Annotated in this window: 18 protein-coding genes; all 18 read left to right on the forward strand. The window is 34.6% G+C overall.

What is annotated here, in order from left to right; translation table 11 throughout:
- Positions 1-323: 323 nt before the first annotated feature.
- On the forward strand, positions 324-845 hold the full coding sequence (locus tag ACIQZA_RS13585) for a hypothetical protein (RefSeq protein WP_402881878.1): 522 nt from the start codon (positions 324-326) through the stop codon (positions 843-845).
- Complete coding sequence (locus tag ACIQZA_RS13590) at positions 845-1600, forward strand: hypothetical protein (protein WP_402881880.1); 756 nt, start codon at positions 845-847, stop codon at positions 1598-1600. The genes ACIQZA_RS13585 and ACIQZA_RS13590 overlap by 1 nt, the downstream gene beginning before the upstream one ends.
- Before the next feature lie 37 nt (positions 1601-1637).
- Positions 1638-2405: a hypothetical protein gene (locus tag ACIQZA_RS13595; protein WP_402881882.1), complete on the forward strand. Its 768-nt coding sequence runs from the start codon at positions 1638-1640 to the stop codon at positions 2403-2405.
- 94 nt (positions 2406-2499) lie between these two features.
- Complete coding sequence (locus tag ACIQZA_RS13600; RefSeq protein ID WP_079561201.1) at positions 2500-2982, forward strand: hypothetical protein; 483 nt, start codon at positions 2500-2502, stop codon at positions 2980-2982.
- A 15-nt stretch (positions 2983-2997) separates the two neighbouring features.
- A complete protein-coding gene (locus tag ACIQZA_RS13605) occupies positions 2998-3456 on the forward strand; it encodes a hypothetical protein (protein ID WP_400934648.1) in 459 nt (152 codons plus the stop codon).
- A 13-nt stretch (positions 3457-3469) separates the two neighbouring features.
- The gene (locus tag ACIQZA_RS13610; RefSeq protein ID WP_402881883.1) at positions 3470-4429 is read left to right on the forward strand and encodes a tyrosine-type recombinase/integrase; all 960 of its coding nucleotides are present in this window, start codon (positions 3470-3472) and stop codon (positions 4427-4429) included.
- Between the two features lie 106 nt (positions 4430-4535).
- A complete protein-coding gene (locus ACIQZA_RS13615; protein WP_402881886.1) occupies positions 4536-11570 on the forward strand; it encodes a phage tail tip lysozyme in 7035 nt (2344 codons plus the stop codon).
- On the forward strand, positions 11571-12170 hold the full coding sequence (locus ACIQZA_RS13620) for a distal tail protein Dit (protein WP_402881889.1): 600 nt from the start codon (positions 11571-11573) through the stop codon (positions 12168-12170).
- Positions 12170-12829, forward strand: coding sequence for a hypothetical protein (locus ACIQZA_RS13625; protein ID WP_402881891.1), 660 nt, complete (start codon positions 12170-12172; stop codon positions 12827-12829). The genes ACIQZA_RS13620 and ACIQZA_RS13625 overlap by 1 nt, the downstream gene beginning before the upstream one ends.
- Before the next feature lie 4 nt (positions 12830-12833).
- Positions 12834-13475 (forward strand): hypothetical protein, encoded by a 642-nt coding sequence (locus ACIQZA_RS13630; protein ID WP_402881893.1) that lies wholly within the window; start codon positions 12834-12836, stop codon positions 13473-13475.
- Between the two features lie 16 nt (positions 13476-13491).
- Positions 13492-17496, forward strand: coding sequence for a phage tail protein (locus tag ACIQZA_RS13635; RefSeq protein WP_402881896.1), 4005 nt, complete (start codon positions 13492-13494; stop codon positions 17494-17496).
- Between the two features lie 11 nt (positions 17497-17507).
- Positions 17508-17984 carry a PAAR domain-containing protein gene (locus ACIQZA_RS13640; RefSeq protein ID WP_402881898.1) on the forward strand — a complete coding sequence of 159 codons (477 nt, stop codon included), beginning with the start codon at positions 17508-17510 and terminating at the stop codon, positions 17982-17984.
- 16 nt (positions 17985-18000) lie between these two features.
- Complete coding sequence (locus ACIQZA_RS13645) at positions 18001-19155, forward strand: hypothetical protein (protein WP_402881900.1); 1155 nt, start codon at positions 18001-18003, stop codon at positions 19153-19155.
- A 17-nt stretch (positions 19156-19172) separates the two neighbouring features.
- Positions 19173-19928, forward strand: a complete 756-nt coding sequence (locus ACIQZA_RS13650; RefSeq protein ID WP_402881902.1) for a hypothetical protein — start codon at positions 19173-19175, stop codon at positions 19926-19928.
- Between the two features lie 133 nt (positions 19929-20061).
- Positions 20062-20664, forward strand: a complete 603-nt coding sequence (locus ACIQZA_RS13655) for a hypothetical protein (protein ID WP_402881904.1) — start codon at positions 20062-20064, stop codon at positions 20662-20664.
- Positions 20665-20686: 22 nt separating this feature from the next.
- Positions 20687-21019 carry a hypothetical protein gene (locus tag ACIQZA_RS13660; RefSeq protein ID WP_402881906.1) on the forward strand — a complete coding sequence of 111 codons (333 nt, stop codon included), beginning with the start codon at positions 20687-20689 and terminating at the stop codon, positions 21017-21019.
- A gap of 23 nt (positions 21020-21042) precedes the next feature.
- A complete protein-coding gene (locus tag ACIQZA_RS13665; RefSeq protein WP_402881907.1) occupies positions 21043-22119 on the forward strand; it encodes a hypothetical protein in 1077 nt (358 codons plus the stop codon).
- Positions 22113-23411 (forward strand): SPRY domain-containing protein (locus ACIQZA_RS13670; protein WP_402881909.1); only part of this gene is annotated, 1299 nt, incomplete at its 3' end. The genes ACIQZA_RS13665 and ACIQZA_RS13670, both read left to right, overlap by 7 nt.

A 23411-nucleotide genomic window follows, 5' to 3' on the forward strand; every position in this document is an offset into this window, starting at 1 on the left:
AAGGGTTCGAGCTAATGATAACACAATTTATGACTTATAAAATTCCACAAAAAGACAAATGGTGAACTATATCTTAGATTCTCCTTCCCTATCTTATGTTTTTATTGATATGCAGGAAACATTACCAATCCCTAGTATCGTAAATGACATTAGACCTTTTTATGGGCGTAGATTTTCCTAATGGTTCAGTTATTGTAAAACTACCTTAGAAAATCACATTCCTGAAATTAACTCAACTGTAACCATATATGAGTATAAGTATCAAGTTGCTGTATTAACAGTATTGGTTACATTGAAGTCCAGCTGCAAAGGATTCCAATAACATGATTAAACAAAGTTCAACAGTAGAGTTCTTCTCAAACATATATCAAATTTTAATCACTGATGAAGAACTAATGAGATTATTAAAATATGAGCCTAAAGGATTTGACACTCAAGAAAACTACCATCCCGACCCACTTGACCCTGAGTTACCAAACTTGGTAGACATTGAAAGTGATGATTATTGGAAACTAGTTGATGAGAGAGTCGTTTTAGGCGAAAAAACCTCTGACCTAATAGAAAATAAACTATGCAAGATTTACATTTACGAAGGTAGACGTAGACCTGTAATTGAAAGCTATCTAGTAGCACAACAAGAGGTTAACATTGACATTTTTATTCATGAATCATTTGACAGAGATTTAAGAATATCTCGAATATCTGACAGGATTAATGAGCTGATAGCGCTAGAGCGCATTGCAGGCTTTGGTAAGCTCGAATACAAAGCAGGCAACCCTCGTGAAGCCCCAACACATTATAGACGCTTCTTACATCAATACACAATGAATGTGAGTAAGAAATAATGCACCGCATTGAAAATTTAGACTACGATAAGAATTTATTTATTTTCGGTGAAACAGTAAATACAAAATTTGGTTCTATCAGATTTTTAACCTATCGAGAATATCTGAGTCATGCTGCTGAGATAAATCTTATCGCTCAAAACTCTCTACACATCTACTACAACTATAGGAATCAACTTAAAGAAGCTATGGCAGATGAATCAAGTTTAAAAGCCTTAATGGAAATCAAGGAAGCAGACCTATTAGAGATTGTTCTTAGTACACGACAGTTGTTAAATGCTTATTTGAAGATTTTTCAATTAGTGTTTGATGGAAATGAAGAAAAACAATACGAAATAATCTTTGAATCTAGTGAGAGTTTTCACTTTGTCAGAAGATTGATTATGGATATGAATGTAATCACAGAAGACAAGGTTTCTCCTAACGAAGAAATTCAAAGAGCTATTGAACGCTCTAGAAGATTTAAACAACAATCCTCACAGGAGCAGACATTTGTTGATATTGTTACTTCTATTGTCGCAAGTACAAGTAACAGTTTTGATGATGTATGTAGAATGAACATTTTTCAAGTTTACGCTATTTATGCTCGTGTTGGAGCTATCTATAACTATCAGACATCTACCCTATTTGCCACCGTTGCAGAGAAGGTAAACATTGAATCTTGGAATAAGCATATTGACTTATTCAAATTAGAAGATGATGTAATATCTAAGAATGAATTTGACAAGAAATTTGGTGGGCTACTTCAAATGTAGCTCATACACAATATAAATAAATGGAGGAATTTACTCAATGGGTAAAATCGTAATTCAAGACACAGCAGATGTAACAATCACTGACCTAGAAACAGGTAAAGTGGTACTAAACGCGGAAGCGCAGTTAGCAGGTATCAAAGGCTCTATCTCAGAAGAAGACCTTAAAGGTGGTATCGGTAACAAAAAACTATACAAAATTCGTACTGACAAAGCAATTGATTTAGCAATGCGTTCAGCAGTAGCAGATATTGAGTATTGGGCAATGACTCAAGGTGTAGCTGTAGAAGAAAACGGTAAAGGTCGATTCACAGCAAATACTAAAGGTATTGTTGTTGTAGACAGCGCCACTTCTGCAAACGAAATCGTATTACCTGATGGTGCTATCGTAGGAACTAAAGCACAAGTTGAACTACCTGGTGGTACGCAAGAGACTTTAAATGTTGTTGTTTCTTTAACAGACAAAACTAAGAAAGCTGTTGATTTAGCAGGAGCTACAGGCACGTTCAAAGCAGGACAAGAGTTACATGTATTCTATCAAGAGGAAGTAGAAGGTCAAAGAATTTCTATTGATTCTACTAAGTTCGCAGGAAAATACAGAGTAGAAATGAAAACAATTGCTTATGACTTAGATACTGCAAAAGTAAAAGCAGATATTCTATTTGATTTCCCTGAAACAATCCCTAGTGGTGAGTTTGACATTTCATTAGAGAACGGTAATGTTTACACACCTGAAATCAATTTTGCAGTAATTAACCCTAAGGGTGCAGATGAAATGGGTTCAATCCTGCTTAAACCACGTAAATAAGAAATATAATAATATGTCATAAAAACTAGGGCGAGAGGTCAACCTCTCCCCTTTTTATTTCTAAACTATTAACCGATAAAAAGGAGATTTTACCATGACAGCAAAAAGACAGTCACCAATTAAATTAAAAGATATTCTAGCAGAATCTAAGAAAGTAGATGTAATGTCTACGTTCGTAGTTGACCCTGAGACTAAAAAAACAGTTAAATATAACGAATACTTTGACCGCACTCAAGTTGAGAAGCTAACTCTTGAGCTATTCAACGATATGCAGTACGCAATCGAAAAAGAATACAGTTTCTTTGAAAGTGAAGAACAACTAATTAAATATGAGCTATTGCTTATTATTAAATACTTCTCTCACTTTAAAAATGAAATCGGTGACACGTTCGAAGAAAAGATTATGGCAATGGAAGCATTAATGAAGATTGGTTTATTTGACCTATTCTTTGATGAAATTTTTGACCAAAATCAAGTTGGAGAAGTAATCGAACGTGTAAACAAGGTTGCTGAAAAAGCTGTATTGGCTCAAGAAGCAATCAATGAAGCATTGGAAACAAAAGGAGATTTTAAATAAGTTAGGGTGATGTAATTGCCTACATTCAGTAATATCAAGGATTTGGAAAAATATGTTCAAGGTAAAGTGAAGGAAACCATTAAAAGCCCACAAGTTCTAAACGTGTTTAGACACGCAATGGTAGATTCTGTTTACACAGAAGTCTATGACTATTATGAGCCTAGATATGATGCTGGCGGTCTTTCTGACGCTAGAAATATGGTATTTACAAAACATAAACTTAATGGAAATACCTTCGCTTCTGACTTTGAAAACCTCACTAGTGATTCAATGGATGGCTATTTTATTTCAGAGCTAATCGAAAATGGTAGTGATGTACAGCACACCTCTAGCAATTCTGAGAATGGTTGGTATAACCCTGATGAAAAATGGGCTGAACCTAGACCATTTGCAAACGCAACAGCAGAAAAGCTAGATAAAACTACTTATAACAAACACCTTAAAAATGCTTTAGAGCAAGGTATCAACAATTGAAGGAGGTGAGAAAATGGCAATTAAAATACCTCCTGTAACTACTGAAGAATGGCTTGAATGTAATGAGTGGAATAGAAAGATTGTTGATAAGTTCTTGAAACAACAACATCTATCAGATAAAACACTTAAACAATATACAAGCGCATTAAAAATCTTTGTGAGATATGTTAAAGATGAATTTGACAACCGCCCTATCCACAAATTAAAAGCAAGACACGCTTTAGATTATCAGAATCACTTAATGTCATTAGAGTTATCTTCTAATGCTGTTAAGTTCAAACGCTCAGCAGTAAGTTCACTTTGTAACTATATTGAACTTTATTATGGCGAAGACTACCCTGAATTTAGAAATATCTTCAACAAGGCTATTCCCTCCCCTCCTAAACAGCTTGTGAGAGAAAAGAATATTGTAGCGAAAGAAGATATTGACAGGCTTATTGCAGAGCTTGAAAAAGAAGGTGAGTATCAAATGATTGCTTATTTCTTATTAAGCTACAGCACAGGCGCACGTAGAGCAGAAATAGCTCAGATGAAAAAAGAGTTCTTTGATATGCCTAAGGTAAAGAACAAAGACTTCTACGCAACACCTCATGTTCGTGGTAAAGGTAAAGGTAAGGTTGGTACACCGATCAAACTGATGTATAGCGAAGAAGCTAGACAAGCTATTTTAAAATGGCTTGAATTTCGTGGTGAAGATGATAACCCATATGTTTTCGTTCGTAAGTTTAAGAATGGTGAAACAAAAGAACTTAGTCCTGACGCTTTCAATGCGTGGTTTACTAATAAGTTCAATTATATCTTAGGTTATAAACTAACACCCCATGCACTCAGACGCTCAAGAGCAACACACTTAGTAGTTGAAGAAGGAAAAGACATTAATAAAGCTAAGGTGCTTTTAAATCACATCTCTACTGAAACAACATCTATCTATGTTATAAAAGATGATTCAGATGAACTAGATGATATTTTCTAATACTTTGAATTACATCCCTACCCTATTTCGGTTAGGGGTTTACTTGAGGGTTTTAGACTGCAACAAAATAGTTGCACAACGACGAATAAAGAAGGAGCTAAACATTTTGAGTATTACAAATAACGAAGTAAAGTTTTTGGTTTCGTTAGATATTGATAAAGATAAATCCAAAAAAAGGATTGATACATTCTTATCTAAAGAAATGAAAGATAAAAAACTAACTTTTGGTGTAAATGTTGGTGCATCTAATAAAAACATCAAAACATTTTTAGACAAGCATAAAAATAAAAACATTAACCTTAGTTTTGATGTTGCAGTTGGACAAAGTAAAGCAAACATTCAAACTTTCCTAAACAACCAAAAACAAGCTAAGAAATCTTTGATTTTCTATGTAAATGAACAAGCAACACAAACTACAGTCAAAAGTGCTTTAAAGAAAATTGAGGTGCAACCACTACAGATTTCGTTTGGTGTAAATTATCAACAATCTAAAGCAAATATTAACAAATTTATAGAGACTGTTAAAGTAAACCAAAAACCAATTGAGCTTATTCTAGAAAAAAAGGCTAGTGTCCAAAACATTAATAAAAGCCTAGAACAAATTATTTTCGCTAAGGTAAAAGTAAAACTAGAACTTGCTAAAGGCGCATTTAATCATATTAAAGACACTGTTGAAACGAAAGAACTACAAGGTCTTAAAACTGTTATGGAGCTTGATGTTGAAAAAACGAAGCTACGCATTTCAGAACAGATTAATAAAATGTCTTTACCGAAGTTCAAAATTGATGTTGTCGCAAATGTTACACCTGTCGTTAGCTCAAAAGCAGTACAAGCTACTGTTAAAGAAGCCCCTTCTAATGTAAAAGAAATACCGTCACCTCCTACTGACTTTAATGGAACTATTGGAGCACTTAAAGAACTCCGCTCTATTCTTGTAGATATTAATACTAAAGTGACTGACTTGAAAAAAAATACGTCTGAGGATACCAATTTGGGAAAGGGAGTCTCAGACTTTTCAGCTAAAGTTATAGAGCTTGGCCAAGCAATTACTTCACCAATAGAAGCATACTCAAAGTTAAAAGAAGAAAATAACGAAGCAACAGAAGCATCGAACAAAGCATCTAAAGCTGCTAATTTATTATCTTTTGCTTTTGGTGGTCTTGGTGCTGCTGGTATGATAGCAGGCACTGCTATTCAACTTCTTACTGCTAGGTATGAGGAAGCTAAAAAAGCTAAGGAAGAACTTAGAGCTAAAAATGAGCAAGAGGTCAAGTCATTTGCAGACAATGAAAAAGCTATTGATAGCTTATTATCCAAATATAGTAAACTTTCTTCTAATAGTGATAACCTTAATTCAAAAGAATACAATGAATTGCTTGATACTCAAAATAAAATAGCTAAACTTCTCCCTGACTTAAAAAAAGGAGAAGATGAATTTGGTAATAGTATTATCGTTTCTTCTCAAGAAGCTCAGACTAAAGTTGAAATCTTAAAGCAAGAGCTTGAGATTCAAAAGAAAATTAATGCTGAAAAACTTAAAGCTGAACAAAAGGAATCAGAAGATACAGCACGAGATACTATTGAAGATGCCAATAAAAACTCAGATATAAAACTTAGAAAAGCATATCAAAAGATTTATAAGATGGAGTATTTAAACAGTCAGCTTGAAGGCAATTTCCTTAATGGTTTAAAAACTGGTGAAGATGGTTTTGGTCAGAATACTCTTAAAAATCTCGAAGAAGTATCCAAAGCAATTGAAAAGATCAATAATGCTTTAAATCATAAAACCGAAGACAACCTATCTGACCGTTCAGTTAAACAACTAACTAATACAAAAGATTATTTACAAAGTATACAACTAGAGCTTCTACAAGGGCAACAAGATGTTTTGACAGGTATGAATGTCTTTAAAACAGGTTACACAACAAAATTAGATGAAGTTATTAAGACTTCATATGGCTTCTCTAAAGAAGGACAAGAAGCTTTTGAAGATGTTGCGAAAAGTGTTATCAACCTATCTAAAAGTGAAAAAGGCTTAGAGAAATTTAATGATGTTGTAACTTATGCATTAAATAATAAAGATTCTACGCTTGTACAAAATTTTGATGATTTAGCAAAAGAAATCACTAAAATGAAAAACAGTACTACTACTGATGTCAAACAAGTTGATGCTGAATTCAAAGAATTCGGTGAATCTACTAAAAAACTTAAGGGAGACATTCTTAAAAATTTAGTTGATTCAGGCATTAAAAAAGGATCTGCACAATACAATGATTGGGCACAAGTTCTTGATAATGTAATTGTCAAAGAAACAGAGCATAATAACGCTATTATCGAAATAATGAAGTCTCAAGGCAAAAGCCAAGAAGAAGCTAGAAAGTTAGTAATAGCTAATGGCGGATTAGTAGATGAGATTGATAAAGAAATAGAAAAGCTACAAGAGCTTAATTCAGCAAGCGAAAAAATCGTTGGTGTTTCTCAGGCGCAAACAGATAAGGTAGATGATTTAATTTTCATTTACTCTCAACTATCTGCTAAGACTAACCTAACTGCTCAGGAAACAAAGACACTTAAAGAAACATTTAATACACTTAACAAGCTCTACCCTCTCCTAACTCGAAACAATGAAGTTAGAACTGATATGATTGGTCTTGAAAACGAAGCTGTTAAAGCACTACTTGAAGGTTACGAGCTTTCTAAAAAAGGAATCTTAAACGAAGAAGAAAAACATACGTTACAACAAGGAAATGAAGCTTTTGCACGTATAGGAAACCTTAAAGCAGAGGCAGAAGCAATAGCTGAGATTCAAAAGCAATACCAAAAAACAAATCAGCTTTCTTCTGAACAAATTTCATACCTAATTGATAAAGGTGTTCTTAAATCAACAGGTCACTCAATGTGGCTTCCAACTATGGAAACTCCTGATATCGGTGAACAAATTGATGCTTACCTAGATGAAACATCTAGTAAGATTACTGGCTTAATGGGTGAAGTAAAAACTAGTACAGATAGCTTAAATAGTTCTCTTTCTACTGCTAAAAAACGTGAGGAAGAAAGAGCTAAGGCAACTAAGGAATCTACTAAAGAGATTTCAGAGTTAGATAGAATTACTAAAAAGTATGCTCTAACATTAGATAAGATTAACACTTCTTTAAAAGAGGTTGAAAGTAGACAAAAGAAATACCCTACTTACTCTAAACAGTATCGACAAGCTCTTGCAGATGAAAACAGATTAATTCAACAACAAAATGACCTACTTAACCAAAAATTAAAAGACCTATCAGGTGTTCAAGGTACTTCTAGTGGCTCAAGCTATACTACGTTTGAAAATGTTACGCCAAAAGGTTGGTCAGGTAAGATTACCTCTAATTGGGCTACACGAGCAGACAACCACAAAGGCATCGACATTGATGGAGCAATCGGTGATTTATTACAATCCAATGTCAAAGGAAAAGTAGTAGCAAAAGGAAGCGACAGTGTTTCAGGCAACTATGTTTATGTTATGGATTCTAATGGTCTTAAACACTTCTATGCTCACTTAGATAGTATCGCTGTTGCAATTGGTGATGTTGTTGATGTTGGTACTAAGCTTGGTACTATCGGTAACACAGGTAATGTTGTCAAAGGTAAAGGCGGTGATGGCTCTCACCTTCACTATGGAGTTAAACAAGGTAACACTTGGATTGACCCAACTAGCTACGCTCAAAGCGCTCGTAGTGGCGTTCAAACGTATTCTCAAACAAAAGCTAGTTCAGTTAGCTCAGGTAGTTCAGCACAAGCCACAGTTTGGAACTTCTTTAAATCTAAAGGGCTTAGCGATAGTGCTGTTGCAGGGATTATGGGGAATATTCAACAAGAATCTAGCTTTAGCTCTACAGCAGGTAGAAACGCTGAGGGTAGCGCTTTTGGTATTGCACAGTGGCGAGGTAGCAGACTATCAGAACTTAACTCTTTCGCAAAGAGCAAAGGCACTAGTGCAAACGATTTAGGAACGCAGTTAGACTTCATGTGGAAAGAGCTTCAAGGTAAGGAAAAACAAGCCCTACACTCATTAAACAGAACACTAACTGCTACAGAACATGCTTCAAACTTCAATATTCTTTATGAGCGTAGTGGAGAAAAAGCAGGTAGCAAAGGACACAACAACAGAGTTAATTATGCAAACAACGCTTACAACACTCATGCAGGCTCAGGAGCTACAGCAGGTGGTGGTTCAGGCAATGATGATTACGCTAGAGCGCAATCTGAATCAGAATCTATTAGACAAACTATAATGGCTAATAATGATAGAATGCAAGAAAATGACTTCCAAGCTATCAAGTCTCAAATGGAATCTTACAAACGAAATAGAGATATTGAAGACTTAGGTATTGCTAAACAAGCAGAGCTTCAAAAAAACATGCTTGAGTACAACAAAGAGTACGAAAACAGCGTTAACAAACAATATACTGCGGAACAACGAAAGCTGAAAAGCTATCAAGATGAATACGCATATATTCAAAAAATGTATGACTTAGGTGGATTAACTGACATACAACAAGACGAGCTACTTGATAAAAGACTTGAGATACAACAACAAATGTTGGAGTCTCAAAATCAAATCAAGGAATACTACAATCAAATCATTAGCGGTAAATTAGCAGGCTTCGACAAGAAAATGGATGATTATTCCAAAACTCTTGAGTGGGAGGAAGTTAAAATTCAATCACTTGATAGAACAAGTGAGCGATATAGAAAAACTCTTGAAATCATGGCAAACACTCGTCAAGGTCAAATTAAAACATCTAAAGCAGAACTTGATTATATCAACAAAGTGCTAAGTAAAGGCAATCTTACAATTGAAATGTATCAGGAGCTTACACAACGAGCAGATGAACTTAAAAAAGGTCTTGTTGAACTTAATGAAGCTTTACACCAAACAAACTATGAAATGGTTCAAGCTGTTATTATTGCTTCTAATACTAGGATAGATGATATTGATTTTGAACTCAACTACAATCAGGCACTAAGAGGATTATATGAAGAAGGCTCAGGAGATTACTTGAAAACTCTTGAAGATGATATGGAACTTCTTCAAAAGAAACTTATAGAGATTAAGGAACAAGAGTTCAATACTAAGGATAAAATGAAAGGCATGGACTTAGGCACAAAAGAACTTGAAGACCTTGAAGAACAACTTGAAGCTAATGCTTTAGCATACCTCGAAGTTCAGAAGGCTGTTAAAGACACTCAGGAAGCCATTGATAACTTTACACAATCAATTGATGATAAAGTCAAGGAAATGCGTGAAAAGCTTGCAAATGATATTATAGATGCCTTAAAAGATGCTATCAATGAAGCTAAAGATATTCAAATGGACGCTCTTGACAAACTTATTGAAGCTGAGGAAAAGCGTCACGAAAAAGTGATGAAACAGTATGACAAAGAGCTTGAAGCTTACACTAAAATCATTGATGCTAAACGCAGAGAGATTGCTGATTCTGATAGAGATAGAACTCATGGCAATAAATTAGAAGAACTAAACACTCAAAAGCAAGAGTTGCAAAATAAATTAAACCTTCTTTCTAATGTGAATACTTATGAAGGTATCAAAGAGAAAGAAGAACTTCAAAAACAAATTGCAGAGATTGAAAAACAAATTAATGAAGAAAAATATCAATATGAGAAAGACCTTCGTGAGCAACAGCTTGATGATTTACTTGACGAAAAAACAGAACATATTGATGACCTAAAGGAGAAAGAGGATGAATATTCTAAGGATGTTCTAGAATCTCTTAATAAGCAAAAAAAATATTGGGAAAAATATTATGCTGACCTTTTAAACGATGAAAAATATTTCGCTAAAATGAGAGAAGACATCTTAGCAGGAAACTTCGCTGAGGTTGAAGCTAAATTTGCAGAGCATATTAAGCTATTAACAGATAGCCTACCTGACCTTCAGGACACATTTGATGGAACAATGAAAGCTGTTGGAGCTACTATACGTCAAAATGTTATTGATAAAATGAAAGAACTTTCAAAAGAAATTGAAAAAGTTGAAAAAGAAGTTAGAAAAGTAGAAGCACTTAAAAAAAAGGTAACAGGCGACTACGGTAAATCTGACGCTAACCAAACAGTTGAAAATGCAGGCAAAAAAGAAGCGCTAAGCGAAGCTGATTTGAAGGTTATTTTAGCTAAGTTTATGAACGAGGAAATTGCAGGTAAACTAAATCCTCAAACAGATGCAGTTAGAATTAAAAACATTAAAGATAAAGCTAATAAACTCGCAAGCGAAGGTAGAAAAGAAGACTCTAAAATAAACGCCAACCAATCATTAGGTTCTCTCTTTGACTCAATGTCAAAAGAACAGTTATCTCAAGTTGGTGGATACTTCGATAAAAACGCTAGTAATAGTGGTTTCTCTACACAAGAGTATTTAGATTACATCAAAGAGTTTGGTCAAACAGCAGAAAAAGGGAAAGTTATGACTCATGGTGATAAGCAAGTAATGCTTGCAAAATACATGAAAGAGTATCTAATGCCTCGAGCTAACACTAAAGCCAAAAAAGATGCCATTAATGGAACAGCAACAAAAATTGCTGATTCAGGAAGGAAGCATACTTCTCTTATCTCCCCTAACGTTTCCTATGACCAATCACTTAGTAAGTTATCAGGTAAGCAACAGGCAGAGCTTGGGCAATTCATGTTGGACAACACAAGTGCTGTTAACTTTACTGAGCTTAAAGATATGTTAATAAGTTATGCTAGTAATCTTAGATTAAATCAATCTAATGACTTTATTGGCTCTCCTGCTAGTATGGATGTAGGTGGTATGACTAAAGGCTTTGGCTCTACTGGTGGCTCAGATGGTAAAGGTGGTAGATTAGCTCTACTTCACCAAAATGAGATTGTGAGCAACCCTCTTGATACAGAACGCATGTTACGCATTTCTTCTATCATGGACAATATAATGCGAACTATCAACGGTGCAATTGCCCTCCCTACTCAACCAAAGGTAAGCACAGTTAGTACACCAACATCAACAGATAACTCAACTGTTGTTCATGTCAATATTGATAAGTTCAATGGAACTAAGAGCGATATTGATAAATTGGGCGACCAAATTAAAAACAGACTATTAAGAGAGAAAGGAAAACGATAAATGAAACAATCAATACAGTTTATATATGATGGAGTTTCTTCTGAGGATATGGGAGTTTTTATTGCTTGGAGTGACGATGGTCTATTCGAAGAAAACTTCCTCCCTAACAGACAAATCATCGAGAAAAAAATAGCAAATCGTGAAAAACCTTACTTTCAGAGAGTGGAACATGAACCACTCTCTTTTAGTTTGTCTTTTGCTATTGCAGATTGGGAAAACAAAGAAACACTAAGAAAATTAGCACGTTGGTTCTTCCAACCATATTATAAGCCACTCGTGTTTGACTCAAACCCAAACAGAGTTTTTTATGCAATATTTGAGGGTGAACCTCAGATATTCCACAATGGGTTGAATGAAGGATATATAGAATTAGATATTAGATGTGATTCACCATACAGCTATTCGTTTGAACATACCAAAGAAAACATTGAGCTTAGAGACTCTAATATTGGTTCTAAAGTTCAGCTAGATATAAACAACTTTGATTTAGGACAAATGAGCAATATGCAAAACACTACTAATGGATTAACAATTACTACTACCCTCTCAACGTGGGGAAATGTTTATGCAACTAATACTACTTGGGGAGGAATAACATAATGGAAAAAACAAAAGGTGGATTAGAACTAGATATTGTTACTAATTCAACATTTGATACTGATGATATTAAAGAAACCATTGTTAAATATGGTGAAAACTTTATGTCAGTAGAAAAGTATTTAAGAGAAGCAACAACTACACCTGATAGTCTAGCTAATGGTCAACCGATTGAAAAAGGTAAGATAATTTGGAATAGCAACCCTGTTATCGGTGGATATGTTGGTTGGGTTAACATTCGTGAGGGTAAACATGCCCCTACTTGGCAACCTAAAAATAGCTACACTGTAGGTCAAGAAATCAAAGCAAAACCTGACAATGGTAATATTTATCGCTGTGTCACATCAGGGAAAAGTATGGTTCAATCCCCTACTTTTCTTGTCGGTAATGGCGTTGAGTTCTATGACGCTAACGGTAACAAGTGGTTTCCTAACTACAACTATCAAGTAAATGATGTTGTCTTTGCGGTAAATGGTAGTAAACTATTCTACTACATTTGCGAGACAGCAGGTATTACAGGTACAAGTGAGCCTGTTTGGTCAAGTGTACCAACAAGTGGCACAGTTATTGATGGCTCTGTAGTTTGGAGAAAAGAAGCGACAATTAAGTGGAGACAAGTTGACATATCTTCTGAATTTAGACCTTTTGGTAAGGTTGAGTGATAATATGGCAAATTGGTCTACTTTAAGTGTCCCTAGAGGGGCTTATATCTCCCCTCCCTTCTTTATCTCTAATAGTTTGGATAAATATATTGCAAACATAAAAGAAACATTGATAAACATTCATAACCAAAGAGTCGAGTATAACTTTAGGGTTTCCTACAATCAAAACGATTGGACTGATTGGAAAAGAATGTACACAACTTCCTATGACCTATTAGATGAATACACTCTAGCAGGACTATATATCCAATTTCAGATAACTATGGTTGCTGATAGCGAAGCTGTTAAACCTTACCTACAAAGCTTTGAAATGGATTTAAAACCATATGGCTATGTAGAAAATGTCGGTGACTTACCTGTTAAGCCTAAGATATGGATTAGGAAGAAAAATGGCAAAGGTGATATTGCAATCATCAACTTTACCACAGGTCAAAGAGTTGAGTTCAAAGAGCTAAACAACAATGAAGAAGTTTATATAGATTGCGAAAACGAGGAAATTGTTTCAAGCAATCAAGTTAATGGTGTTTATAGATATGATTCACACAATGATGAATACCTAGAACTAATCAGAGGAAACAACTACATTACTTCTGAGGGCGACTTTGACCTCGATATTAGACACAAAGCAATACTACTACAAGAATAAGCAGGAGGAATGAACAGTGAAGAAAATAGGTGAAATTGACTATGACCTAAAACTACCCAAAAAAAGTCTATTTTTATGTAAGCCAAACAAAAGTATTATCGCCAAAATCAATGAAGCCTACGATGTACAATACTATACTAAGTTGAGTACAGTCAATGAGCTTTCATTCAAGATTCCAACAATCATTATTAAAGATGATGTTCCTATGGATAACCCAAACATTGAGCGAATTAAACACCGATATATTTTCAAATATGTAGTTGGTACAAAAACTGAGTATTTCCTTTTCAATGAATCTAATAAAGTTTATGGTGATGAAGACTATATAGAGTATAAAGCCTACTCGTTAGGTGTTCAATTAGGCGACAAAAATATACGAGAATATGAAAAAATCGGTAACTTAAAAGATGTTGCTGAGGGTGTTCTTGATGATGTTTATGGAAAATTGCTAGAAGTGCCTATTAAGCGTTGGACAATTGGCTATGTTGACAGCTACTTCACTACTTCCGAAACTGCCGAAAGGAAATACAATGTAGCTTCAATGTCTCTATTAGAAGTAATTTATGACATGGCTACCAAGTGGAACGCTGTAATAAAGTGGAATACTGAGGATTTAGTTATTGAGTTCTTTAGACCTGAGAATGTTGGATTGAACAAAGGCTTCTACATTCGTGATGGAAAGTATTTGGAGAACTTTGATTTATCAGTTGATAGTAGCTCGACAGCAACTCGCCTAAGAGCATTTGGTTCAGAGGGCTTGACATTCAGAGGAATAAACCCACTAGGAGAAGACTATATACAGGACTTCTCTTTTTTCATGTTTCCATTTGAATATAATAGTGCTACAAACAAAGTAATCAAAAGTTCTGACTATATGAGTGATAATCTTTGTATTGCACTTACAAAATATGAAGAACTGATTAAAAGCTTAGATAGTGACTATGAGGCTATCTCTAAGAAACTAGTTGAACTACAGAAAATCTTTACTATCGAAAACGATAGACTTTCTCTAATCACAGTAGATAGAATATTAATCGAAAATGAGAGAGATATTCTTTTAGCTGAGTTCCAAACAGACAAGAACTTTTGGGGTACAAATGACTTTAATGACAGTGGTACTAAAGAAGGTACTCAAGCTCACACTGAGATAATTGAAAAGCTAAGAGCAAAAGAAGCTGAGGAATCTGCTCAGAAAACTGTAGTTGATAATGCTAGATTCGATGTAGAGGATGCAGAACGTGAGAAACAAGCTCACTTAGATAAGCTTAAACCCTCTATTAACTTCACTCATGATGAATGGGCAGAACTACAAGAGTTTATCATTGTACAAGAATACACAAACGATTCTATTACTAGACCTGAGGATTTACTAAAAGAGTCTAAGACAGTATTCAAACAAAATCAAGAGCCAAAAATCAAGCTAACTGTAAGTCTAGTTGACTTCTTATCTGTTGTAGAATGTCAGAATGATTGGGATAAATTAGGCTTGGGTGACAGCATTAGAATACGATACGATAGGCTCAAAGTTAATATTCTAGCAAAAATCATTGAGATTAACTATGACTTCGAGAACTTCTCAATCTCTTTAACTATTGCTAATGAGAAAGACCTTAAAGATGGTAGCGATATGCTAATGGACTTGCTTAGTAAAGCTGACCTCACTTCTACTATTGTGAGCATGGATAAAGATGGTTGGAATCTATCTAAAGAAAACAACGGAAAGATTAATGATTTAATTAATAACAAGTGGGATAGCCTAAAGCAAGCTGTACTAGCAGGATATGACCAAACAATCACTATCTCAGAACGTGGTATTATCGTTAAGGCACTTGACGACCCTCAGAGTTGGCTAGTAATTCAAAATGGATTCTTAGCAATCACTAATGACGGTGGTAACACATGGAAACACGCAATCTCTAAAGATGGTATTTGGGGAGAATATATCTTCGGTAAACTTATCTCAGGTGTTAATTTATATATCGAAGATGAATCAGGAGCTTGGAAAACTCAAGGCTCTCGTACAACTATCTACAATGCAGATGGTAAAGAAGTTATGTGGCTTGGTCTTGTATCTGATAATTTAAGAGACAAGTTCGATAATATTATTCGTCAAGAAACAGGTGAATGTTTCGGTTTAAAATCATGGAACACAGTTAATAAAGTTGAAATAACTGACTGTACAGGTATTGCAATCTCAAGATGGAAAGACGATGATTGGCAAAAAGTATTTTGGGCTAATACAGATGGTACACTTTACACGAAAGATATTGTGGCAGAAGGTATTAAAATTGTCAACAATGTTGGCGAACTTATCTTAGACGCTGAAAACAACTACTTTAATATCGCTATATTAGACAAAATCGTTGCAGATGGAAAGCTTACTACTTTAGAAAAGCTACAGATTGCTACAGATTTACACAAAATACATGCTGACTACAAAGCTCTACTCGCTCATGCTGAAAAGTATAGAAAGAGTGAAAGAGATAACGAAGTAGACTTTGAAGGTGAATGGGATGGCTCAAAATTCCCTACTAAATATGTAGCACCTGACCTATTCAATACACAACCCCTTATAGATGCTTATACAAAACTTGTAAACTATCTGTCTCAATTCATTCCTATTACAGACAAAGGTATCACTACTGCCTCAAATCTAGTAATCGACCATAAAAACCCACTAATGGAGCAAACGAGCGAAATCACCGATAGAGGTTATTTCATTCAAGTGTTCAGAGACTACCATGACCAATCCACAAAGCTTAAACAATTTATTCAAGACTCAATATTCTACTCAGGTATTAACATGGGTAAATACTACAACAACTTAATCATGGATAAATATGGCTTTATTGCTGTTCGTAGTGATGGGAGATATAGAGCGTACTTAAATGCTACCAATGGTCTTGCACTTCAAAAATGGGAAAAAGGTAAATGGGTTAGTAAGCTATTTGCTACTCTAGATGACCCTATGTGGGAAGATGGAACACTATTCGCAGAAGGTCTTGTAACTCACAATTTAAGAATTGTTGACGGAAACATGAACGACAAAATAATTTTTGATTGGTACGATGGTATCACAATTAAAGGTGACAACAACGGTGCTGTAATTTACCTTAACGGTAATGATGGCATTAAAATTGAAGTCAATGGAGATAGAAAGTTTTGGGTTGGTTTGGATGGAAGACTTTATGCAAAAGACATTACTACTCACAACTTAAAAATTGTTGATGGTGACTTAGGTGAGAGAATCACTTTTGACCATGAAAAAGGTATTTCAATCTATGGTGAAAACGCTGATATATTCTTAAATGCCAATGACGCTATTAGAATTAAAACTAAGAGTGGCGAAGATAGATTTTGGGTTGATACTGATGGCTCATTATTTGCTAAAAAGCTTTATATCATGGGTGATGATGATAAAATGATTGAAGATATTGATGGTTCATATATTTCTGATTTAACAGTAAATAGTCTAAAAACACTTGGCAAAGGAAACACAAAACAAGATATTATCCATATTGCCAAAAACTTTATGAGATTTAATACTTTCTTCTCAGATAGTGAAAAAACAAAACTAGAGTTTACCTTTGAAGGCACAGGCGATACATCCTTCCCTATTATGATTTTCGGTGCAGGAAATGGTAGAGGTTATGGTAGTGGTTCTGAGCAAGCAAAAGTCTACAAAGACAATAAAAAGTTTGCTATTGAATATGATGCACCTAATGGAGTTATGACTAAGTTCTACTTCAATGAAACTGATACAGATGATTCAGGTCAGGCAGTTTACTTTGAATCTAAAGGTGGAGTTCGATTCCACTCTGATAAAAAGTTCGTTGCAAAAACTGATTTATATGAGTTTTTCAGAGTTGTTAAAGGTCAGGATGCTAAGATGCAGTTTGGTCAATACTCTTGGATTTCACTTGAAAATGACAATCTAATGATTCGCTTTGACACTAACAACTATATCAAGATTTCTGCAAGTGGTGTAGAAGTCAAAGGGACTAAGATTAGCTTAAACTAGGAGGATTATATATGGCAAATATAGCTTTAAATGACGCTACAATTTCTGAGTCTACTGCAAATAACCATATCACCTATAGCATTGAGGAATATCAAGGTCAAACCCCTGACTATTGTGTAGCATGGAATCAATTTGGTCAGTGTGTAGATTGGGATTCTAAACCTATCTATAAAGATGTGAACAAACAAACTAGCGCAACAGTCAAAGGAAAAGCAGTATCAACAGTTACCAATGTGACTATTCAGGGAAAAGCACCGATAGTACAAGGTGATAAAACAACAGAGAATGACACATATAACATACCTAGTGGTGGCACATATGTTAGTGGTTCTCATAATAACGCTCAAGGCTCAGTAACAGTTGGGAATAGTAAGAATGTTTTTATTAATGGTAAATCAGTTGCTATTGATGGCTCTACTGTTACAACACATGCAGGAACTAGCTCTAAGATTAGTGGTGGAGCTAGTTCTACTGTAACAATAGGTTAATAAAGAAGGTGAGAATTTGACAGTAAAACAACCTATAAATTATTTAGATTTTAACAATCCTATTCACATAGTTTGGCGAAAAGGAACACCTAATGACCCTTTCGTTGATAGATTAGACATTACTCGTGTAGTAAATCAACGTGTGGCTCTCTTAGAGATTCCTGATGAATTATATCGAGTAAGGATTGCAAACATGTTCGAAATAAATTATGAAAAGTTTATTAAGAACACCATAGGGAAAAATGAGTTCTATTGTGATTATACAAATGGATTTGTCTACTTCCATACAGACAAAGAAGCTGACACAGTTTCTATTGTGTATAAAGGTAGAGGTGTTATTCTATACCCTTCTAATAGAATTATTCACTATGATGGTACAGATAGCACAGAGACACTATTTAAAATCATTGAGGACGCTAAATCTCAGGTTCAAGAATTAATCGGTCAAACAGCAAACTTTGAAGAAGTTTTAGAGAACATGATTATTGCTACAAACTTAACAAAAGAAGCTACCGATATAGTTCTTCATACAAACGATAAAGCTCTCCAATACATTGAGCTTATCAAAGATGCTTATGAAACTACTGTATTAATATATCAGCCTTATGTACAAACACAAGATGATATAGCTCGAAAGTACCCTAACCCACTTGTTGGTTGGACAGTTCAGGTACATGATACAGGTATTCGCTATCGTTGGAATGGAAAAGAGTGGATTCCAATTGACGCTTTAGGTGGTAACGTTCCTAAAGCTACAGATAAATATGATGGTCTTATGTCAAAAGAGCATTATATCAAAATGGAAGATATTAGCGTTGAAACAGATTACAGAACTATTGTTTTTATTTGTCCTCAAGAAGTTCTACAAGGTGTTCAAGACCCTCATGTAGTATTCCCCCACAATGGAGAAATCTTAGATGTAAAAGCCTTTGTTTCAAAAAAAGGTACAGTTGACACAGCAATAGATGTTGAAATATCTAATGACTTCGATACTTGGTCTTCTATTATTAGCGCCCCTGTCAACATTAATGCAGGAAGTCATAAAGACAATGGGCTACACAGATTAGTGAAGACAACAGTGAAAGAAAATGATGTGTTCAGGTTAAAAGTGACTACCTTTAATGCAGACACTTATAACCTAACAATAAACATAAAGATTAAAATTAACTAGAAAGAAGGAATTTAATAATGGCAAATACACCAATAGTATCATGGCATGAAGGAACAAATACAATGGCAAGCAAGGTGGAAAGCACAATAAACTACGGTACTGTTGACGCAGATTCTCAATCAGCTACTAAGGTCTTCTACATTTGGAATAACAGAGGTGAATTAACAGATGCCCCTAAAATGGAAGAAGTAACTTTCACAACTCGTGACCGTCAAGGTGGGGATGGCTCAACAGGCAACATTGTTGAAGCTGTTAGAGACAACTGGTTCAGAGTTCGTGTAGATAGCTTAGGAGAAACAGGAGCAAATGCATTTGTACCTGTTGGTAAAGGTGGAGTTGGTACACCTAACCCATCTGGAACTAAAGATTTAGGAACTACAGGCACTACTACAAACGTTAACGCTAAAAATGCTCAAGTGTTTACAGGTGGAAGAACATTGACATTAGACACTTATGTTCAACCAACAGTAGCAAACGGCTTCATTTACAAAGTAATTAAAGCAGGAACTTTAGACAACACAGAGCCAACATGGGTGAAAGTTGAAGGAAATCCTGTATTCAGTGGTACAGTAGAGTTTGTATCAGTCAAAATTGAAAAAACACCAAACGCTAAAGAGATTTTAGGTTTAGCTAACGATACTGATGTTAACGGAACTAACGCAAACATGGCAGGCGGTAACTTTGTTAAGATTTCTGTATACGCAGATGTTCCAATCACAGCGTCAGCAGGTAAAAACCTGTTAGTACAACGTGTTTCTTATCGTTACGTTTAAAAGTAACATAATAATATTCAGGAAATAAAAGAGTAATTTTATCGGGTAAGGGATAATCTCTCCTACCCTTTTATTATGGGAATTTTCCCACCAAAAAAATATACTTTCAATACAATGAAGGAGATTGATAACAATGTTATTCACAAACGCAGGAAGCACTCAAGCAATCGGTATTCCTTTTAATTGGAACGCTGAATATGCAAATGGAAAAGACTATGCTGAGTATGACTTACTTACTCACAAGCAAAATGATTTTTATTTAATTCAAAGAAATCAGGTTATTCGCTTTGGCTTGTTCGGTCAAGGGATGAAACTATTTTTTGAAATGTCTGACGGTTCTTTTAACCTAAATGGTAGAAGAATTGAAATCGAGTACATTGATGATAATTCAGAGGTTTATCATTTAACAACAAACTTTGCATACAAAGACCTTATAACATATAAAGAAGCTTACGCTGATTACAACAATGTTCAAGGTATTCAGAAATCAAATATAAAGTCAATTAACTTTGGCTACAAAACAAAATACGAAAAAGAAGAGGTTCAATTATTCTTTCAACCTATCGTTTCCCTTCCTTTAGAAAATGGTGAAAGTCCTTTTATTGAGATTAAAATGACTTCCAATAAACCTATGAATGGTCACTTGGTATTAAAATCTAGAGGGATTGAAATCGAGCGCTTCTCAGCACCTTTAGAGGTCAATAGAGCAGGTCAAATTAATTGGACTATCAAATAATCAACTAGAGAGGAAAATGCACATGAAAAGATTTTGGCTAAATCTACCTGATAAAAATGATTCATTAGAAATAACAACAGCTAACAACAAGCTTTCTTTATTTGAGTCTTCCACTGAGAAAGTCTACACAATAGACACAGGAAAATACTCACTTGAGAAACTAGTAGATAATCTTGTTAGTAAAGGATTAGACGCTAAAGTTGGAGAAATTAAAGCACCTAAAAACAAAAAGCTCATTGTGTTATTTTTGGGCAATTCATTCACAAAAGTAAGTGGTGATTTCATTGCTTTTATTGGTGGAGTAGAGTCTGTTGATACAGGAGATAGACAAGAAGGTAGTATAGTTCACATTTAATACAAAGAAAGGAAGATGTACTTATGACAGTTATAGGCGGTAATTTAGAGAAGAAGGAAATAGGGTTGCCTATCGGTGTTTCAGGAACTCATGATAGAACTGAAATTAACAAGACAACAGGATTTCTTCAATTATTACAAGTTGATACTGATGGTCAAGGAAGACCTATTTTCACAGAACAAGGCTCTTGGACTTCTGATGTTATTGACTTAGGCGATACTTTCAAGGATTTCGAAAAGGTATTTACAACTAATACAAACAATGGAGCAAGCTCTTTCGCAGTATTAACAAGAGTTTCATCTAATAACTATGATTGGTCTGATTGGACTGCTATAGCAATGGATGGAACTATTCAATCTGATACTAAACAATTTATTCAAGTGAGAATAGATTTATTTGCAGGCTTTGTAACTGATGAATTTATTATCTCAAGCTCAGACTTTGAGACAAATGAGTTTGTTGAAGTAAAAAAAGTTAAAGAAGGTAGTTATATAGTACCTAAATTAACATCAAATACGCCTACCTCAGAAGGATTCCCTTTTGCTTCTAGTATTTTTAGTTCTAGTTATAGCGTTTGGAACGCTTTTGATAAAAGTACATCAACTTACTTTTGCACTATTGCAAGTCAAACAAGTGGATTTTTAGGTTTTTACTTTAACAGTAAAAAGAGAGTATCCAAATATAAAATTACAAGTTCTACTAGTAGTAGTCAAATATCATATATGCCTAAGAATTGGTTTCTCCAAGGGAGTGATGATACTACAGATGGTGTCAATGGTGAGTGGAGAGATTTGGATAAACAAACTAATCAAATTTGGACTACAACGAGCGAAGAAAAAGTATACACACTATCAAGTATAACAAAATACCATGCCTATAGAATTAAATGGTCTGATAACAATGGTCATGCAACTTATTCAGGAATTGGTGAGCTTGATTTCTACGAAGAAGGTACTTCTTCACTAAGTCTTAAACGTGACTATCAGTATGATATGACACTAGACAAAACTTGGTCAGACACAGGAAGTTTGCACAGAAAAAAAGTTACTCTTGATGATTGGGTAAAGATTGATAGATTAGAGGTGAAACAAACATGGTAGTAACACTAGACCCAATCAATAAGGGAAATAATGTTACTTTGAAGAATGACAATATGACTGCTGTAATTGTCGATGCGTTTGGTACTGCTAGAGCATCATTAGGGAGAAGTAGTGGTAAATGGTATTATGAGATAACATTTGAACAGCTTACAAATGCAATGGTTAACGTCATAACTAATGAATCAGTTGGTACTACGTATAATTTGATTACATCTAGAGGCTACTATAGCTTGACTGGAACGAAATGGAATGGAGCACAATCTATATCGTTACCGTATGGCACAGTTTTTAAAGCAGGAGATACAGTTGGTGTAAACTTGAATCTAGATGGTGGTGTATTGACATTCTATGTCAATGATGTAAACCAAGGTGTAGCATTTACTGATTTAAAAACTTTAGGGGCTTTATTCCCTGCCATAACGTCTGGCTCATCAACTGGCGGTTGTACTGCAACCTTTAATTTTGGAGCAACACCATTTAAATACCATCCTACCGATATTAAATACAAAACTTTGTCATATGATGGCTCAAGAGTGATTAATCCTACTAATAAAACTTTTATTTTACATGATGGTGAATATAAGAAGTGGAATAAAAGAGAATTGAACAATGAAAGCATTGTTCCAATCATGACCTCTAATACAAGTCCAAATGGTGTTGCTAGTGCAAGTAGTATTTATAATGCAAATTATGACGCTTATGTAGCTTTTGATGGAAGCGATAGTCTTGGTTGGTGTACACCATCATCAATTGTAAAAGGTTGGCTAAAATATAAATTTGATTCAAAAAAAATAGTAGCTAAATATACAATTCGCTCCACAGGAAATGTCCCAAATATCCCTTTAAATGCTCACCCCCAAAATTGGACTTTTGAAGGCTCTAATAATGATAGTGATTGGATTATATTGGATACACAAACCAATATTTCATTCACAAGTGCAATACAAGAAAAAGAATTTTCCATAGCTAATAACGAAGAATACCTTTACTATAGATTAAATATAACAAAGAACAATGGAAGTTCTTCATATCTAGGATTTGGAGAACTAAAAATGTTTTCACCGAAATCCCCCGATAAACCTAATATTTGGTCAATAGTTTCAACTACCCTACCTAATCCATCTCAATTTTTAGATAAGGGCATGAACAACCTATCTCCCTTATTTGACCGTAGAATAGAAACATTAGAACCTACCCAAATGACACTAAGAAATGACATTCTTGTTTCAGGAGAAATTGGTAAGGTATTTAGCAAAACCATTAACCTAAATAAATATTTTGATATTAGAAGC

This window comes from Lysinibacillus sp. NPDC096382, assembly GCF_044762845.1.
Taxonomy (GTDB): Bacteria; Bacillota; Bacilli; order Bacillales_A; family Planococcaceae; genus Lysinibacillus.

Coding starts and splice junctions, on each gene's coding strand:
- ACIQZA_RS13590 (WP_402881880.1), top strand. CDS start 845: ATGCACCGCATTGAAAATTTAGACTACGATAAGAATTTATTTATTTTC.
- ACIQZA_RS13625 (WP_402881891.1), top strand. CDS start 12,170: ATGGAAAAAACAAAAGGTGGATTAGAACTAGATATTGTTACTAATTCA.
- ACIQZA_RS13610 (WP_402881883.1), top strand. CDS start 3,470: ATGGCAATTAAAATACCTCCTGTAACTACTGAAGAATGGCTTGAATGT.
- ACIQZA_RS13600 (WP_079561201.1), top strand. CDS start 2,500: ATGACAGCAAAAAGACAGTCACCAATTAAATTAAAAGATATTCTAGCA.
- ACIQZA_RS13620 (WP_402881889.1), top strand. CDS start 11,571: ATGAAACAATCAATACAGTTTATATATGATGGAGTTTCTTCTGAGGAT.
- ACIQZA_RS13665 (WP_402881907.1), top strand. CDS start 21,043: ATGACAGTTATAGGCGGTAATTTAGAGAAGAAGGAAATAGGGTTGCCT.
- ACIQZA_RS13585 (WP_402881878.1), top strand. CDS start 324: ATGATTAAACAAAGTTCAACAGTAGAGTTCTTCTCAAACATATATCAA.
- ACIQZA_RS13640 (WP_402881898.1), top strand. CDS start 17,508: ATGGCAAATATAGCTTTAAATGACGCTACAATTTCTGAGTCTACTGCA.
- ACIQZA_RS13630 (WP_402881893.1), top strand. CDS start 12,834: ATGGCAAATTGGTCTACTTTAAGTGTCCCTAGAGGGGCTTATATCTCC.
- ACIQZA_RS13595 (WP_402881882.1), top strand. CDS start 1,638: ATGGGTAAAATCGTAATTCAAGACACAGCAGATGTAACAATCACTGAC.
- ACIQZA_RS13660 (WP_402881906.1), top strand. CDS start 20,687: ATGAAAAGATTTTGGCTAAATCTACCTGATAAAAATGATTCATTAGAA.
- ACIQZA_RS13650 (WP_402881902.1), top strand. CDS start 19,173: ATGGCAAATACACCAATAGTATCATGGCATGAAGGAACAAATACAATG.
- ACIQZA_RS13655 (WP_402881904.1), top strand. CDS start 20,062: ATGTTATTCACAAACGCAGGAAGCACTCAAGCAATCGGTATTCCTTTT.